General features: G+C 46.5%; 15 protein-coding genes. All 15 read left to right on the plus strand.

Annotation, left to right across the window (positions count from 1 at the left end):
* The first annotated feature begins 120 nt into the window (after window positions 1-120).
* The 15 genes from BST85_RS03965 (at window position 121) to BST85_RS04035 (ending at window position 17,829) form a co-directional block, all read left to right on the plus strand.
* On the plus strand, window positions 121-1,158 hold the full coding sequence (locus BST85_RS03965; RefSeq protein WP_104812071.1) for a LacI family DNA-binding transcriptional regulator: 1,038 nt from the start codon (window positions 121-123) through the stop codon (window positions 1,156-1,158).
* A 155-nt stretch (window positions 1,159-1,313) separates the two neighbouring features.
* Window positions 1,314-2,831 carry an MFS transporter gene (locus tag BST85_RS03970; RefSeq protein WP_104812072.1) on the plus strand — a complete coding sequence of 506 codons (1,518 nt, stop codon included), beginning with the start codon at window positions 1,314-1,316 and terminating at the stop codon, window positions 2,829-2,831.
* Window positions 2,824-3,483, plus strand: a complete 660-nt coding sequence (pgmB, locus tag BST85_RS03975; RefSeq protein WP_104812073.1) for a beta-phosphoglucomutase — start codon at window positions 2,824-2,826, stop codon at window positions 3,481-3,483. Before BST85_RS03970 ends, pgmB begins: the two co-directional genes overlap by 8 nt.
* The gene (locus BST85_RS03980) at window positions 3,483-5,777 is read left to right on the plus strand and encodes a glycoside hydrolase family 65 protein (RefSeq protein ID WP_104812074.1); all 2,295 of its coding nucleotides are present in this window, start codon (window positions 3,483-3,485) and stop codon (window positions 5,775-5,777) included. Before pgmB ends, BST85_RS03980 begins: the two co-directional genes overlap by 1 nt.
* A 103-nt stretch (window positions 5,778-5,880) precedes the next feature.
* Window positions 5,881-7,563, plus strand: coding sequence for an alpha-amylase family glycosyl hydrolase (locus tag BST85_RS03985; protein WP_104812075.1), 1,683 nt, complete (start codon window positions 5,881-5,883; stop codon window positions 7,561-7,563).
* Between the two features lie 3 nt (window positions 7,564-7,566).
* Complete coding sequence (locus BST85_RS03990; RefSeq protein WP_104812076.1) at window positions 7,567-9,030, plus strand: alpha-amylase family glycosyl hydrolase; 1,464 nt, start codon at window positions 7,567-7,569, stop codon at window positions 9,028-9,030.
* A gap of 142 nt (window positions 9,031-9,172) precedes the next feature.
* Entirely contained in the window at window positions 9,173-10,159 is a 987-nt protein-coding gene (gene pfkA, locus BST85_RS03995; RefSeq protein WP_104812077.1) for a 6-phosphofructokinase, read from the plus strand.
* 11 nt (window positions 10,160-10,170) lie between these two features.
* Window positions 10,171-11,166: a type I glyceraldehyde-3-phosphate dehydrogenase gene (gap, locus tag BST85_RS04000; protein WP_104812078.1), complete on the plus strand. Its 996-nt coding sequence runs from the start codon at window positions 10,171-10,173 to the stop codon at window positions 11,164-11,166.
* Between the two features lie 3 nt (window positions 11,167-11,169).
* Window positions 11,170-12,024 (plus strand): N-acetylglucosamine kinase, encoded by an 855-nt coding sequence (locus BST85_RS04005; RefSeq protein WP_104812079.1) that lies wholly within the window; start codon window positions 11,170-11,172, stop codon window positions 12,022-12,024.
* Window positions 12,025-12,026: 2 nt separating this feature from the next.
* Window positions 12,027-13,592, plus strand: coding sequence for a glucose-6-phosphate isomerase (pgi, locus tag BST85_RS04010; RefSeq protein ID WP_104812080.1), 1,566 nt, complete (start codon window positions 12,027-12,029; stop codon window positions 13,590-13,592).
* Between the two features lie 127 nt (window positions 13,593-13,719).
* Window positions 13,720-14,088 (plus strand): hypothetical protein, encoded by a 369-nt coding sequence (locus BST85_RS04015; RefSeq protein ID WP_104812081.1) that lies wholly within the window; start codon window positions 13,720-13,722, stop codon window positions 14,086-14,088.
* Window positions 14,088-14,738, plus strand: a complete 651-nt coding sequence (locus BST85_RS04020) for a hypothetical protein (RefSeq protein ID WP_104812082.1) — start codon at window positions 14,088-14,090, stop codon at window positions 14,736-14,738. Before BST85_RS04015 ends, BST85_RS04020 begins: the two co-directional genes overlap by 1 nt.
* Complete coding sequence (locus tag BST85_RS04025; RefSeq protein ID WP_104812083.1) at window positions 14,690-15,496, plus strand: sensor histidine kinase; 807 nt, start codon at window positions 14,690-14,692, stop codon at window positions 15,494-15,496. The genes BST85_RS04020 and BST85_RS04025 overlap by 49 nt, the downstream gene beginning before the upstream one ends.
* A complete protein-coding gene (locus BST85_RS04030; RefSeq protein ID WP_245917628.1) occupies window positions 15,493-16,164 on the plus strand; it encodes a response regulator transcription factor in 672 nt (223 codons plus the stop codon). Before BST85_RS04025 ends, BST85_RS04030 begins: the two co-directional genes overlap by 4 nt.
* A gap of 129 nt (window positions 16,165-16,293) precedes the next feature.
* Entirely contained in the window at window positions 16,294-17,829 is a 1,536-nt protein-coding gene (locus BST85_RS04035) for a YifB family Mg chelatase-like AAA ATPase (protein ID WP_104812084.1), read from the plus strand.
* Window positions 17,830-17,842: the final 13 nt, after the last annotated feature.

Consider the following 17,842-nt stretch of genomic DNA (forward strand, 5'->3'; position numbering starts at 1 on the left):
TAAGTTGCCTTTTTTTAACAGATTGACAATCAAATTGGACGTATTTGACAATACCGTATTTCACCCTACCGATTTTTGAGAATTTTACATACATTTAACCCTTATGCTAAGAAGAGATACATGCAGAAACTAACATTAAAAAAAATTGCTCAAGAACTCGAAGTTTCCATCTCAACAGTTTCTAAAGCATTAAGGGATAGCCCCGAGATCAGTGACGATACCCGTCAAAAGATCAAGGCCTTCGCCAAACTCTATAATTACAAACCCAATAATATTGCCCTAAGTCTTAAGAATCGAAAGACTAAGACCATAGGGGTGATCATACCGGAGATTGTACATTATTTCTTTACGACCGTGATCAGCGGGATCGAAAAGGTCGCAAACGAAAGAGGATACAATGTGATAATCGGGGTTTCTAACGAATCCTTTACCAAGGAAGTGATCAATATGGAAATGCTGGCCAACGGCAGTATTGATGGTTTCATTCTCTCGGTAACCAAGGAGACACAGTTGAAGAAGGATTATCATCACCTGAAGGAAACCATTAATCAGGGAATGCCCATAGTGATGTTTGATCGGGAGGTAAAGGATTTGGAATGCGATAAGGTGGTAGTTGATGATGTGCAGGGCGCGCGGAAAGCTGTTCTGCATCTGATTGAATTGGGATGCAAAAACATCGGGATCATTACAACCAGGGATCATGTCAGTGTTGGAAACTTGAGGACGGTTGGCTATATGAATGCATTGGCACTCAAGGGTATTTCCCTAAACGAGAATTACATTTTAAAATTGGACGACGAACTGGATAATGATGAGAATATCGAACAACTGCAGCAGGAAGTCTCTAATTACTTGCAAGAAAACCCGGAATTAGATGGCCTTTTAAGCGTTAACGAGAAGTTTGCACTGATGGCTATGAAATTAGCACCCGTCTTCGGAAAGGCGGTACCGGAACAACTTAAGGTCATAGGGTTTACCGATGGTGTTCTCTCCAAATACGCCAATCCAGGACTGACAACTGTAAGCCAGCATGGCCGGGACTTGGGTGAACAGGCAGCTCGAATCCTCATCGATCGGCTGGAAGAGGACGAGTTTGAGGTACCTTACGAGCGGCTGGTTGTAGAGACCGAATTGATCGAAAGGGGATCCACAGCCTAAAAGCCACTAAAAAACAAAATTTGGCTATATTTACCGCAATCATAGCGGTCACGGTCTTACTTCCTATATTTGAGTGACGAGATATGATCAAGTATTTCTCTTTTCCTGGTTCTGTTTTCAGGCGAGGTTATTCACTCGTTGTAAAACAGTAGCTAATGCAAAAGCCCAAACTTAGTTTTTGGCAGATATGGAACATGAGTTTCGGGTTCCTGGGTATTCAGTTTGGTTTCGCTTTACAGAATGCCAACACCTCCAGAATTTTTGAGACCCTAGGGGCCGACGTAGAGGACATTCCGATCCTATGGATAGCGGCACCGGTGACTGGTCTGATAGTTCAGCCTATTATCGGTTATTTCAGTGACCGTACATGGACACGTCTGGGCCGGAGACGTCCCTATTTCCTGGTCGGGGCCATACTGGCATCAATTTCCCTGTGCATAATGCCTAATTCGCCCAATCTATGGATTGCTGCAGGGACCCTGTGGATCATGGATGCCTCAATCAATATCTCTATGGAACCCTTCCGCGCATTTGTTGGGGATAACCTGGCCGAAGAACAGCGGACACTAGGTTTTGCCATGCAGAGTTTCTTCATCGGTATAGGAGCTGTGGTTGGTTCCCTCTTACCTTATGTATTTACAAACTGGATCGGACTGAGCAATACGGCGGAAGAAGGTGTCATTCCTCCATCGGTGAAGTGGTCGTTCTATGTTGGGGCCATTGTATTTCTGCTGGCTGTCTTATGGACGGTCATGCGATCCAAGGAATACAGCCCTGAGGAGTTAAAAGCCTTTGAAGGTGGAGACGAAGGAGAAGATGTGGCCAAGTCGGGATCGGAAGAAACTGCCGGAGCCAGTACTAAGGGCCAACTTAGGACCGGACTCTTTATGTTGATTCTCGGGCTGATAGTCACCTATTATATCTACAGCCAAAGTTGGACCAAAGAACTCTATATCCTTTTTGTCGGATTAATCGTAGTGGGGGTATTGTTCATGCTCACATCCTTTTTACGTAAAAAGGGGATGGAGAATGGTTTTGTGACCATTATCACGGATATGATGAACATGCCGACCACCATGAAACAATTGGCGTGGGTACAGTTCTTTTCCTGGTTTGCACTTTTCAGCATGTGGATCTACACCACCCAGGCAGTAACTGGTCATGTGTTTGGAACTACAGACACAACATCAAAAGCCTATAACGATGCAGCAGATTGGGTGCCGGTCATGTTTACAGTATACAATGGAGTAGCCGCACTTGTGGCCTTTCTACTGCCAGTCATCGCCAAACGTACCAGCAATCAATTCACTCATTTCATTGCCTTGCTACTGGGCGGTGTTGGCCTGATATCGGTATATTTTCTATCCTCTAAAGTGGGTCTGCTACTGTCCATGATAGGAGTAGGAGTTGCCTGGGCGAGTATATTGTCCATACCCTATGCCATGTTGTCCAGTTCGCTTCCGGCATCAAAAATGGGTTACTTCATGGGGGTGTTTAACTTCTTTATTGTAATTCCCCAGATCGTGGCCGCCACAATTTTAGGCTTCCTTGTCAAAGAACTATTTAATAACGAACCTGTATATGCATTGATCACCGGAGGTGCAGCCATGATATTGGCGGCTGTGCTTACATTGAGGGTGGTCACCCCCAAAACAAAAAAAAGCTATGAGTAATAAGAAGGGCTTTATCTTCGATCTGGATGGTGTGATCGTGGATACGGCACAGTATCACTACCTGGCCTGGAAAGAACTGGCAGACAGCCTGGGGATTTCCTTTTCTGAGGTGGAGAATGAACAACTAAAAGGAGTCAGTAGGATTCGATCCCTGGAAAAGATACTGGAGATGGGAAACATGACATTGGCCCAGGACGAATTTGACCGGCTGATCACTAACAAGAATGCCGATTATCTCAGCTATGTTGAAGGCATGACCCGGGAAGAGATACTGGCGGATGTCCCTCGCGTACTGCGTTTTCTGAGTGAAAATGGACAGCGGTTGGCCTTGGGTTCTGCCAGTAAGAACGCAAGGACCATTTTAGGGAAAGTCGGTCTCATGGATCAATTTGACACCATAGTGGATGGTACCCAGGTGTCTAAAGCCAAGCCGGACCCTGAAGTCTTTATTCGGGCGGCTAAAGAACTGCATGTACCTGCAGAACGGTGCATAGTTTTCGAAGATGCTTTAGCAGGCATACAAGCGGCAAATAATGCGGGAATGCTGAGTATCGGAATTGGAGACCCGACCGTTCTAAGGGAAGCGGCCTTTGTCTTCAGTGATTTCACCAAAATATCCAACGAATTTCTAAACGAACTTATACAAGCCTAATGCATCAGGAATACATTATACCAGACCCCTGGTCAATTGTCGAACAAGGATTTGACCCGGAAATGGTCAAGTCGTCAGAGAGTCTGTTCAGTATTGGGAACGGAGCCATGGGGCAACGGGCCAATTTTGAGGAAAGTTACAGCGGGCCTAGTTTTCAAGGCAGCTATGTTGCCGGGGTTTATTATCCGGATAAGACCCGTGTAGGCTGGTGGAAGAATGGCTACCCGGAATACTTCGCCAAGGTGCTCAACGCGCCTAACTGGATAGGGATCGACATCAAATTGGATGGGGAGAACCTGGATCTTCACCATTGCCAGAAAGTCGATGACTTTCGGCGCGAACTCAACATGAAAGAAGGTTGGTACCGGCGATCCTTTACAGCAACCTTAGCAAACGGATTGGAGATCGCTTTCCAATCTACTCGTGTGCTATCCTTAGAATGGGATGAATTGGGAATGATCGATCTGAAGATCACTCCACTCAACAGAGACGCTGAGGTAGTGTTTACTCCCTACCTGGATGGCGGCATTACTAACGAAGATTCTAACTGGGACGATAAATTCTGGGAGATCCACGGAATTTCCAGCCAAGGGAACAGGGCCTTCGTGCACTCCATGACGAACAAGACCGAGTTTCATGTCTGTACTTACATGGGTAACCGAATCACACTTGATGGTGAGGTGCAGCAGATGGAAGCTATGACGGATGAGCAACCTTTGTCTATCAGACAGTCCTATACCGTGAAGGCCTCAAAAGGTCAAGTAGCTGGAATTGAGAAGTATGCTGGATATACTGTTTCAACGAATCACCAGGTAGACCAATTGATCTCGGCAGCCAATGCTGCAATCGATCAAGGTATGGAAACTGGCGTGAAGGGTATCATGAACTCCCAGGCCGCACAATGGAAAGATGTGTGGGAAATGGCGGATATTGTGATCGAAGGGGATGTTAAGGCCCAGCAAGGGATTCGCTTCAACATTTTCCAGCTGAATCAAACCTATTTGGGAAGGGATGCCAGGCTCAACATTGGCCCTAAAGGATTTACAGGAGAGAAATACGGAGGAAGTACCTATTGGGATACTGAGGCCTATTGTATTCCCTTTTATATGGCAACCAAGAATCAGGAGGTGGCCAGGAACCTGTTGACCTATCGATACAACCATTTGGATAGAGCGATTGAGAATGCCGGTAAGCTCGGTTTTACGAATGGTGCGGCTCTTTATCCCATGGTGACCATGAATGGGGAGGAATGTCACAACGAATGGGAGATCACCTTCGAGGAGATTCACAGGAATGGGGCCATAGCCTTTGCCATTTACAATTATACACGATATACCAACGATCACTCTTACATCCCGGAGAAGGGATTGGAAGTACTGATTGGTATTGCGCGGTTTTGGGCGCAGCGTGCCACTTTTTCCACAGACAAGCAGCAGTACGTCATCTTAGGAGTTACCGGTCCTAACGAGTACGAAAATAACGTAAACAACAACTGGTATACCAACTTCACGGCGCGTTGGTGTATGACCTATGCGGCGGAACAGGTGGCTTCGGTCCAGGTTAATCACCCGGAAGACTACAACCGGATAATTTCCAAGACGGGATTGAGTGAAGACGAACTCCAAAATTGGAAAGAGATCTCTGAGAAAATGTATTTCCCGCATTCAGAGGAGCATGGGGTTTACTTGCAGCAAGATGGATTCCTGGACAAGGAATTGATCACGGTAGCGGATCTCGGAAAAGAGAACAGACCGATTAACCAGAAGTGGTCCTGGGACCGTATACTGCGGTCGCCATATATCAAGCAGGCCGATGTTCTTCAGGGGTTCTATTTCTTCGAAGATCATTTCTCTGAAGAAGACTTGAAAGTACATTTTGATTTTTACGAGCCATTTACGGTTCACGAATCTTCTTTGTCGCCCTGTGTCCACAGTATACAGGCTGCCAAATTAGGCAGGATGGAGCAGGCCTATACATTCTATCTAAGGACATCTCGACTAGATCTGGACGATTATAACAAAGAGGTAGAAGAAGGATGCCACATTACCAGTATGGCAGGAACCTGGATGAGTATAGTAGAAGGTTTTGGCGGCATGCGAGTGAAGGATGGTACACTTTCTTTTGAACCCCAGATCCCAAACCAATGGGAGGCTTATACATTCAAAGTGAATTTCCGTGGGCAGATCCTCACTGTAAGAGTAGATCACCAAGGAGCGTCATATCAAGTAAATAAAGGTGATGGTCTGACCATCATCAACAAGGGAGAGGCCTTAACCGTAGAGCCTTCCCGCTAGAAGAGTTTTTTTTGTTTTCATTTCGATAGGAGTGCCGGGTCTGCCGATTTAGCAACGACCGGTGGGCCCAAGGCACTTCAAATCAACGACCAAAACATCAGTGATGAAAAAACAGCTATTATCATTCATAATCTTATGCTCAGTAGTTCTTTTTGGTTGTGCCGAAAAGAAGGATGAGCCAACACAAGAAACAGCATTGGCCGATACTGTCCAGGAAATTCCTTTCGACTGGAATGCTGCCAATGTCTATTTTTTATTGACGGATCGTTTCAACAATGCAGATCCTGCCAATGATGTCAATTATGGGCGAAACCAGACCTCGGGTGTTCTCCGGGGTTTTGAAGGAGGAGACCTGAAGGGGGTTACGGCCAAGATCAAAGAAGGCTATTTCGATGACTTGGGGATCAATGCCATTTGGATGACACCTGTTGTGGAACAGATTCACAGCGGTACAGACGAAGGAACTGGCTACAGTTATCCTTTTCACGGTTATTGGACTTCAGATTGGACCACCTTGGACCCCAATTTTGGAACCGAGGACGACTTGGCGGACCTGGTCAAAACGGCCCACGAACACGGTATCCGCATACTGCTTGATGCTGTGATCAATCATACGGGGCCGGTCACCGATTCAGATCCGGTGTGGCCAGAGGAATGGGTGAGAACCTCCCCCAAATGTACCTATGAATCTTATGAAACTGCTATTACATGTACCCTGGTAGAGAATCTGCCGGACATCAAGACAGAGAGCGATGCCGAAGTTGAGCTCCCGCCACAATTGGCCGAGAAATGGAAGGCCGAGGGCCGATATGAGCAGGAGATGCAGGAACTGGACGAATTCTTTGCCCGTACTGGCTATCCTAGGGCTGCCAGATTCTATATCATGAAATGGTTGACCGATTATATCACAGATTACGGGATTGATGGGTATAGAGTAGATACGGTCAGGCATGTGGAAGAATACACCTGGCAAGAGTTCCGGGATCAATGTGATTTTGCATTTGCCCAATGGAAGGCCAACAATCCTGAGGCGGTCATGGACGATAATGGTTTTTACCTGGTAGGAGAGGTCTATGGATATGGAATAGGAACAGGGCGCTATTTCGATTTTGGGGACAAACAGGTGGACTATTTTGATGATATGTTCGATGCCCTGATCAACTTCGATCTAAAGAACACTGATACTGAATTAGGTTACGAACAACTATTCAGTCGCTATGATAGTATACTCAATAGCAGTCTGGCTGGTTTTGGCACTCTCAGTTATATGACTTCTCACGATGATTCCTCTCCCTTTGACAAGAGCAGGGAAAAAACCTATCAAACTGCAACTTTGTTGCAGTTGGCTCCGGGTGCTGCCCAGGTATATTATGGCGACGAGTCTGCCAGATCGCTTATTATCGAAGGAACCGAAGGCGATGCAACACTGCGCTCATTCATGAACTGGGAAGATATTACCGACAATGCCGAAACCCAAGAGTTGATGAAACATTGGCAGCGATTGGGGCAGTTTCGCCATGATCATCCAGCGGTGGGTGCCGGGCGACACCGTGTTATCTCTGAGAACCCGTATCTGTTTAGCCGGACCTATACCACCGATAGGTATAGCGAAGAGGTAGTAGTTGGACTCGATCTGGAGGCAGGAAGCAAGACCTTGGATGTTTCTACGGTATTCCAGAACGGAGATCAGTTGACAGATCGGTATTCCGATCAGCAACTCACGGTTACCGATGGTAAGGTGGTCTTCGATTCGCCTTATGATATTGTGCTGCTGGAGAAAAATTGATTCATGAACAAGAAAATTAACACCTATTGGGTCTTGTTGCTCGGTTGTCTTTTGTTGACCGGTTGTCAATCCAATAAAAAAGAAAAAGAACATTCGACTATGGAAACCCAAGAATTAGCAACTGCTTTGGCACCCATGAGTGCTGAGGTCATGGAGAGTGCCATCATTTACGAGGCAAATATCCGTCAATATTCTGCAGAAGGGACATTTGAGGCCTTTACCAGGGATATACCCCAATTGAAGGAATTAGGTGTCAATATTATCTGGTTGATGCCGGTTTATCCCATCAGCGAGATCCGGCGAAAGGCTACAGGAGACCTGATGGTCGAGGATATCGAGGACCCGGAAGAGCGCAAAAAGTATTTGGGCAGTTATTATGCCATTTCAGACTACACGGCCATCAACCCGGAGTTTGGAACCTTGGAAGATTTCCGGAAATTGGTTGCGACTGCCCATGAGAATGGTATGTATGTGATCCTGGATTGGGTGGCTAACCACACCGGTTGGGATCATGTCTGGATCACGGAGCATCCTGACTATTATACCAAGAATGCTGATGGAGAGATAACCGATCCATTACAGGGTGATGGAACTCCCTGGGGATGGAGCGATGTGGCGGATCTGAACTACGACAATGCAGAGATGCGCGAGGCTATGATACAGTCTATGATGTATTGGTTGAAAGAAGAGGGCATAGATGGATTCCGCTGTGATGTAGCTGCTACGGTACCCACTTGGTTTTGGAAGGAGGCAATAGGCAGGCTAAGGGCAGAGAAACCGATATTCATGCTTGCTGAGGCTTGGGAGCCTGAACTGATGGAAGGCGATCTTTTTGATATGGGATATGGCTGGGACGGTCATCATTTGATGAACGATATTGCCAAGGAGCATAAGAATGCCTGGGATTGGAATAACTATATGAACGATCGTTTTGTGAAATATGGGGATGACGACATACTGATGAATTTCCTAACCAACCACGACGAGAATTCATGGAATGGGACTATATCGGAGAGAATGGGCAATAACCGCGAGACTTTTCTGGCATTAGCCTATAGTATGCCCGGAATGCCCCTGATCTACAGCGGCCAGGAATACGATCTGGATCATCGTTTAAAGTTCTTCGAGAAGGATTCCATTCCGAAGACCAAGGGTAAAATGTGGCCGCTTATGGCCAAATTGGCGAAACTCAAGCAAACTGAGAAGGCATTGGATGGCGGAAAGCAGCGAGCTGGCTACCAACGGGTAGATACTTCAGAAGGTGACCACATCCTGGCATTTCGTAGAACACAAGATGAAGCTGAGCTGATCTATGTGGCAAATATGCGCTCGGAAGCGACTAATTTCACCTTGGATCTAAATGGAAATTATACAGATTACATGAGCGGAGAATCCTTGACGATCCAGCCCGGGTCGCAGTTGGAGTTTGGTCCTTGGGAGTACAAGATCCTGAGGCGTTCAAACTGAGATTGAATAGCAACCTTTTGGGCTAATCAGCCCTTTATTTATAGGGCTTGACGCCCTTAAATGTTAAATTTTATCAACCGAAAACGTTATAGTTTAACCCCTTCATTGCTAGTTCCTTGGCAAAGGCGTAATTTTACATAAGATGAGTAATAACATCAAGCGAATCGCGGTAATGACCAGCGGAGGCGACGCCCCCGGAATGAATGCAGCCATACGAGCTGTGGTTCGGTCCTGTGCTTATCACGGCCTGGAATGCTACGGAATATTTCGTGGTTATGAAGGCATGATCGAAGGGGATTTCGAGGAGCTCGGCCCGCGTTCCGTCAAGAATATCATCAACCGGGGAGGGACATTTTTGAAATCTGCCCGTTCCAAAGAATTTAGAACAGCCGAAGGCCGACTCAAGGCTTATCAGGAGTTGACCAAGGCGGGTATAGATGCCATGGTGGTCATTGGAGGTGATGGTACCTTTACCGGAGCCCACATTTTGTACAAGGAACACGGTTTCCCGATCGTCGGACTGCCGGGTACCATAGATAACGACATTAACGGAACAGATTACACCATTGGTTACGATACAGCGCTCAATACAGTGGTCGAAGCCATTGACAAGATCCGGGATACGGCCAGTTCTCATAACCGACTTTTCTTAGTGGAGGTCATGGGGCGTGATGCCGGTGATATTGCGCTTAACGCCGGAGTAGGTGCCGGAGCTGAAGAAATTCTCATACCCGAACAGGATATGGGTCAGGACCGACTTTTGGAGTCCTTGAAAAGAAGTAAAAAGTCCGGCAAGACTTCCAGTATCGTGGTGGTTGCCGAAGGCGATCAGATCGGGAAGAACATTCTAGGTTTGGCGGACTATATCCGAGAACATCTTACTGAATACGAGGTGAAGGTCACTGTACTTGGTCACATTCAGCGTGGAGGAACTCCAAGCTGTTATGACCGCGTTCTGGCTTCCAGGTTAGGAGTGGGTGCGATTGACGCGCTCTTGGCTGGTGAAAAGGACGTAATGATAGGGATCTCTCACAACAAAGTAGTTACGGTTCCCTTTAAACATGCGATAGAAGGGGAGAACGAAATAGATATCGAACTAATACGAGTAGCAGATATTACATCTGTTTAATTCATAATAACATGACAAAAATTGGAATTAACGGCTTTGGCCGAATTGGAAGACTAGCGTTCAGAATTGCCACGAAACGCGAGGATGTGGAAATTGTTGGGATCAATGACCTACTCAATGTAGATCACCTGGCCTACATGCTTAAATATGACTCTGTTCATGGCAAATTTGATGGTACCGTCGAGGTAGTAGGAGGAAATTTGGTGGTCAATGGAAAGACAGTACGAGTAACCGCAGAGCGCAATCCTGCCGATCTAAAATGGGATGCCATTGGAGCTGAAATCGTGATGGACTGTACGGGAATCTTCACCAATTTAGAAGGTGCCGGAGCTCATATCGAGGCCGGTGCGAAGAAAGTAGTGATCTCTGCCCCATCCAAGGATGCACCAATGTTCGTTATGGGGGTTAACCATCACGAAGTAAAGCCAGAAGATACCATTGTTTCTAACGCATCATGTACAACCAACTGCCTAGCACCTATGGCCAAGGTGATCCATGATAACCTGGGTATAGTAGAAGGCCTGATGACTACAGTACATGCCGCTACTTCTACGCAATACACCGTAGATAGCCCTTCCAAGAAGAATTATCGCATCGGGCGAAGTGCACTGAACAATATTATACCCACTTCAACAGGTGCAGCTGTAGCTGTGACCAAAGTGATCCCGGCCCTGGTAGGGAAATTGACCGGGATGGCCTTTAGAGTACCAACGGCTGATGTTTCCGTTGTGGACCTTACAGTTCGCACCGAGAAGTCAGCAACTTACGAAGAGGTCAAACAACTCTTTAAAGAAGCGGCTGCAGGAGCCTATGCAGGAGTCATCGATTATGTAGAAGATGCTGTTGTTTCTCAAGATTTTGTTAGCGACGCCAACACCTGTAATTTTGACGCCAATGCCGGTATAGCCCTTAATGACAATTTCTTTAAATTAGTGGCCTGGTATGACAACGAATACGGGTACTCTGCCAAATTGATCGACCTGGCAGCCCACGTCGCAACCGTATAATCTATGACTATTATCGCCGATGGCGGATCCACAAAATGCGATTGGATTTTGTTGGATTCCGAAGGAAACCTGGTACTGAAGACTCGTACCCGGGGACTGAATCCTGCCGTAGTTCCCCAGGAGGAACTATATGTTCGTATAAAAGAGAATTCTGAGTTGCCGGCCTTGTTTGAAACTGCCACCATGGTGGATTTCTACGGGGCAGGAGCTGGTACAGAAACACCTCAGAAGATACTTGCTGGCGTCCTTTCCGATCTCTTTAAAAATGCGGAGGTCAATGTGATGGAGGACATGGCTGCCGCTGTTTACGCAGCCACCACAGAGCCCGGAATCGTCTGTATCCTGGGAACCGGCTCCAATAGTTGCTATTACGACGGAGAGAACATTCATACACCCATCGCTTCGCTTGGCTTCAGCTTAATGGATGAAGCCAGTGGGAACTACTTTGGGAAGCGACTGATCAGGGATTATTTTTATCGGCGCATGCCCATTCAGATCGCAAGCGAATTTGAAAAACGCTTCGATCTCGACCCGGATGTGATCAAGATGAATCTTTACCAACGTCCTAATCCGAATACCTACCTGGCCTCTTTTGCCGAATTCATCTTTACGGCAGAGGAAGTAAATGGTTATTTCTATACACTAATTCGGGAGGGAATGGTTCGCTTTATCGAATATCGTATCATGTGTTATAAGGAGGCGCAGAGCGTTCCAATTCACTTTATCGGTTCGATTGCCCACTTCTCTGTCGACATTATCCGCGATTGTATGAAACGTTATCAGTTGGATCTGGGTAATGTCATTAGAAGGCCTATCGATGGCTTGATCGATTATTATAAAGAGCATAAACTAAACTAACCATGGTACTACCATCGGTCAACCCAACACAGACTCAGGCTTGGAAAAAGCTTGAGCACATTCGGCGCGAACGGAATTTCCAATTACAGGACCTGTTTCGGGAAGATCCTGGAAGGGCAGAGCATATGCATATCGCCTGGGAGGATATTTACCTGGACTATTCCAAGAATCTCCTGGACCAGGAGGTGATCGACTTGCTGATGCAGTTGGCCGACGAAGTAGGATTACGGCAGGCCATCGATCTGCAGTTTGCCGGTGAGCCTATTAACGAGACCGAGGGCAGGGCTGTTTGGCATACCGCCTTACGGAACATGAGTAGCCTTCCTCCGGAGGTCAAAGCTACCCTTAGCCAGATCAAGCGTTTTACGGATTCCGTCGTTGATGGAAATTGGAAAGGGCATACGGGGAAAAGCATAAGCCATGTGGTCAATATTGGGATAGGTGGAAGTGACCTGGGACCGGATATGGTGGTAGAAGCCCTGCGATATTATCGCAATCACCTGGATGTTCGCTTTGTTTCCAATGTAGATGGGGACCATGTGATGGAAACAATCAAAGACCTGGACCCGGAAACCACCCTCTTTATCATCGTTTCGAAAACCTTCACTACCCAGGAGACCCTGACCAATGCCAGAACGATTAGGCAGTGGTTCCTGAGTCAGGCGAGCGAAGGAGATATAGCCAAGCATTTTGTAGCGGTTTCCACCAATTTGGAGGCTGTTGCAGACTTTGGCATACTGCCTGAAAATACCTTTCCGATGTGGGATTGGGTGGGTGGACGCTTTTCGCTTTGGAGTGCGGTAGGCTTGTCCATTGCCTGTGCCGTAGGATTTGAGAATTTCAAAGAATTGTTGATGGGTGCACATCGCATGGATGAGCATTTCAAAGCTTCTGAGTTCAAACAGAATGTCCCTGTCATGTTAGCCTTGATCTCGGTTTGGTACAATAACTTTTATGGTGCCGAGACGGAGGCGATTGTTCCTTACTCCCAATACTTGTCTAAACTGGTTGCCTATCTGCAACAGGGTATAATGGAATCCAATGGTAAAGGAGTTGACCGAAATGGCGAACCGATCGATTATCAAACCGGAACTATAATTTGGGGAAGTACCGGGACAAATGCACAACACGCCTTCTTTCAGTTGATCCACCAGGGAACCAAACTGATCCCAACGGATTTTATCGCCTTCGCCAAATCTCTGCACGGTAAGCAGGACCATCAAAATAAGCTATTGGCCAATTGCTTTGCCCAGACCGAGGCCCTGATGGAGGGGACCTGGGGTAGTAAGGTGGAGAATAATTTCAAGCAATTCACCGGTAACAGACCGACCAACACCCTTTTAATTGACGAATTAACTCCCGCAGGTTTAGGAGAACTGATCGCTTGCTATGAGCATAAACTTTTTGTTCAAGGAATCGTTTGGAATATTTTTAGCTACGACCAGTGGGGAGTAGAGTTGGGAAAGAAACTAGCCAAGGGCACACTTTCTGCCATTGAAGACCCTACATTAGGCGGTAAGAACAGTTCTACTCAGGGACTTTTAGAACGCTTTAGGAGTAAGGGATAACACCTCACTAAAAATCTATTTGTAAGAATAAACCTCGGCATTTGTCCGAGGTTTTATATTTTTATGTGCGAACTGGTACTAATTCTACCTATCCCCAAACAAATGAATAAACCTTAAAACTTCAACTATGAGCGAACAAAACAAACGCATTAGCTTGGCTACGGCCAAAACCTGGACTGCAGAATTCAGAACTCGTCAAAGCGGTCAAACCAAAGCATTTCTTATCCCGATCCAGGACCTGGAAGGGGTGCTCAACGAGATCAAAGGGCAAACTGGAGAACCTTGTGCCCGAGCCTATATGGGAATTGATCCTTCCAATGGGGAGCAGAAACTAATCCTCATCGGTACAACCCAGGAGAAGGATAGAGATGGAAACGTGGTATACAGGGATATGCTACCATCTGAAGAAGAGTCCGATGAAGGACCAGGACCTGGTATTTACGACTTCACTCGTCCTTGCCCACCATATTGTGATCCTAATAGTCCTCTAAATTAATGGATGAATTACTGACCAAGGCTTCATTAGTCACCACATACCTCTCACCGGTTTTAGCTGTGCTCTTTCTATTGAAGTGGAAAGAAAATGGTGTTGTATATCGCTGGTTTACGATGTATTTGGTGGCTATCGGAGTCATTCAGCTTGCCCAGGATCTTGTTATCCGCTTTTCTCCGGATGAATACAATTTATTCTTGTTCAAGTATTATTTGATTTTTGAGTTCATCACCTTATCCTTTTTCTATCGGTCAATGCTCAAAAGCAAATGGATCAATTGGGTGATAATAGGCATACTGCTCATAATTACCGTACAGTATATTTATTATCCAGAATACTTGGAAATCTATAATCCACTTGGAATTTGGTTGACACACTGTGCTTTGGTGGCTTTAGCGATCAATCATTTATACCGGACTCTCAGCGATCCTTTACCTTTTACATTGATAAGCGCTGGTCTGGTAGTATATCTAATGGGCAGTGCAGTAGTCTTTAGTGCCGGAAACATTTTTCAGGATGTTAGTATACCAAGGTCTGTGGTCAGTTTCCTATCCAGGATTAACAGCCTGCTCTATTTGGGATTGCAGATTCTAATCATATTTGAATGGATGACCAAATATTCGGGGGCGAGAGCTCTTTCCTTACGCCGATAGTCCTTTCTTTAGGGATTATCATTTTCCTTGCAGTTGGAATTGTCCTTTTCTTCTTTTTCTCAAGAAAGAAGATCATTCAGGCCCAGTTGGATAAGGCCGAAGTGGAGATCAAGGCTCAAAGGGACCTGCTTAAGGCGACCCTGGTCACCCAGGAGGAAGAACGAAAGAGGATTGCACAGGATCTGCACGATGCCATCAGTTCTAAACTGAATGTGGTTTCATTAAATGCCAATTTGCTCAGGGAAAGTGGTATGCCCGAGGATGAGGTTGTTCATGTAGGCGAGAAGATCGCACAGGTAACTGCTGGTGTCCTTGAAAGTTCGCGCCAGATCGCCCATGATCTCTTGCCGCCCACCTTGGTTAAGTTTGGCCTGGAAGCTGCCTTGGAAGAATTGACTGAGGAAATGACTCATGGAGCAAGTTTTCAATTGGAAACGGATTTAGACTATCAATCAGGACTGCTTAGTCCTGAAGAAGAACTGCATTTGTTTCGGATCGTGCAGGAATGCCTGAATAACACCTTCAAGTATGCCGAAGCTACTCAGATAGACCTTAATCTAAGGGGTTTCGAAAAGATAGTATCTTTGAACTACCGCGATAATGGTAAGGGGTTTGACTGGGAGGAGAAGCAAAGATCTTCCCGTGGTTTGGGATTGAGCGGAATTCAGAACCGGGTTGAATTACTGGAAGGTGATCTGGATATAAAATCTGACCTGGGCAAAGGATTTGAACTAACTATAAAAATCGATCGATCTTGAGAATCAAACTGGCCATGGCGGATGATGAAGAACTGTTTCGTGTTGGCCTATCCCATATTTTGAATCGGTATGAGGATGTAGATATCCTCTTTGAGGCGGACAACGGGCAGTCATTGATGGAGCAGTTGGCCGAGGCGGAAGAGCTTCCGGATATTGTGGTGATGGACATTAAAATGCCCGAAATGAATGGGGTAGAGGCCACCAAAATGCTTCGCAAGGAATACCCGGATATCAACATCATCGCCTTGACCACCTACAACACCAAACCTTTTATCCGGAACATGATCGACGTAGGCGCCTGTGCCTACCTGGTAAAGAACTCGGCACCTCAAGAGGTCATTCATACCATCAGACAGGTTTATTCTAACGGCTTTTATTACGACAAATTGGTCATGGAGTCCATTCGGTCCAATAAACGTAGTACCAAGCCCAAAGGGGATAAGACCTCCGCAAATGGTGAATTCATAACGGATCGGGAAAAACAGATCCTGGAATTGATCTGCCGGCAATATACCTCCCAGGAGATCGCCCAAAAACTGTTCATTAGTAAGCGGACTGTAGAAGTTCATCGCAAGAATCTATTGGATAAGACCCAGTCGAAGAATATTGCGGGATTGGTGGTTTATGCCCTAAAGAATGAGTTGGTGCCCAATATCATTATCGAGTAGACCTCGGGTTTCCTAAATTCCACGCGGTATTCATAAATCGGGATAATTACTGATCATTTATCCGAAGATCTCTTCTACTAGCTTTTTAACTTGGCTACGGATTTAATAGCTCCCACTACAGACTTATACATGTTCACCAAAGTCTATGGCAGTGCTGTGATCGGTGTAGAAGCTTCTACCATTTCTGTTGAAGTCAATACGGATATCGGGGTAGGCTATCACCTGGTTGGCCTTCCGGATAGCGCCATCAAAGAGAGCAATTACAGGATCGCCGCCGCCCTCCAGAATAATGGTTATCGAATTCCCGGTAAGAAGATCACCCTCAATATGGCCCCGGCCGATCTTAGAAAAGAAGGAACGGCCTATGATCTTACCCTGGCCATTGGAATATTAGTCAGTACCGGGCAGATCAATACTCAGTATGATCCGGAAGAATACATCATCATGGGCGAACTGGGTCTGGACGGGAGCCTGATGCCCATTCGGGGAGTATTACCCATTGCGATCAATGCCCGGGACGAAGGCTTTAAAGGCTTCTTTTTACCTGATCAGAATGCAGAAGAAGCATCAGTTGTAGAGGGCCTGGATGTTTATGGCATTTCCCATCTGAGCCAGCTTATCGCGTTCTTCGATATAGGTAAGGTTCCGAAAGTAACAGAACATAAAGGGCTTAAAGCTGCAGTAAGCACTAATCCAGAGCTACCGGATTTCTGCGAGGTCAAAGGGCAGGAATCCATCAAACGCTGTATGGAGGTTGCCGCTGCAGGCGGTCATAATATCGTATTGGTCGGTCCTCCAGGTTCAGGTAAGACCATGCTCGCCAAGCGATTGCCAGGTATACTGCCTCCCATGAGTTTGCCAGAGGCCCTGGAAACAACTAAGATCCATAGTGTGGCTGGTCGTACCATGGAACACAATGGCCTGATCACGGACCGGCCGTTCAGAAGCCCACATCATACCATATCGGATGTTGCCCTGGTAGGTGGAGGTTCTTTCCCTCAGCCCGGTGAGATTTCCCTTGCTCATAATGGGGTACTTTTCCTGGATGAACTACCGGAGTTTAAGCGTTCCGTCTTAGAAGTGATGAGACAACCCCTGGAGGATAGGCAGGTCACCATTGCAAGAGCTCGCTTTACGGTGACCTATCCTTCCAGTTTTATGTTGGTGGCCAGTATGAACCCCAGTCCTGGAGGTTATTTTGACAATCCGGATTCTCCCGTGGCCAGTTCCGCATCCGAAACTCGCCGTTACCTGAACCGCATTTCCGGGCCCCTGTTGGACCGCATCGACATTCATATGGAAGTCAGCCCTGTTAACTTCGAAGAGCTGAGCCAAGACCGCTATGGAGAACGATCGGAGGCCATCAGGAAGCGGGTAATAAAAGCAAGAGAAATACAGACCATGAGGTTTGAGAAATTACCAGAGATACACTACAACGCCCAAATGGGAGTAAGGCAGATCAGGAAGTACTGTGCAATTGACAAACAGACCAAACAGCTTTTAAAACTGGCCATGGAGAAACTCAAACTCTCGGCCCGCGCCTACGACCGTATCTTAAAGGTAGCTCGAACTATCGCAGATCTGGATGGTGAAGAGTTGGTACTATCCAGACATGTGGCAGAGGCCATTCAGTACAGGAGTTTGGACAAGTTGACATCCAATTGATGATGATGTCGTT

The sequence above is a fragment of the Aureitalea marina genome (assembly GCF_002943755.1).
Classification (GTDB): Bacteria; Bacteroidota; Bacteroidia; order Flavobacteriales; family Flavobacteriaceae; genus Aureitalea; species Aureitalea marina.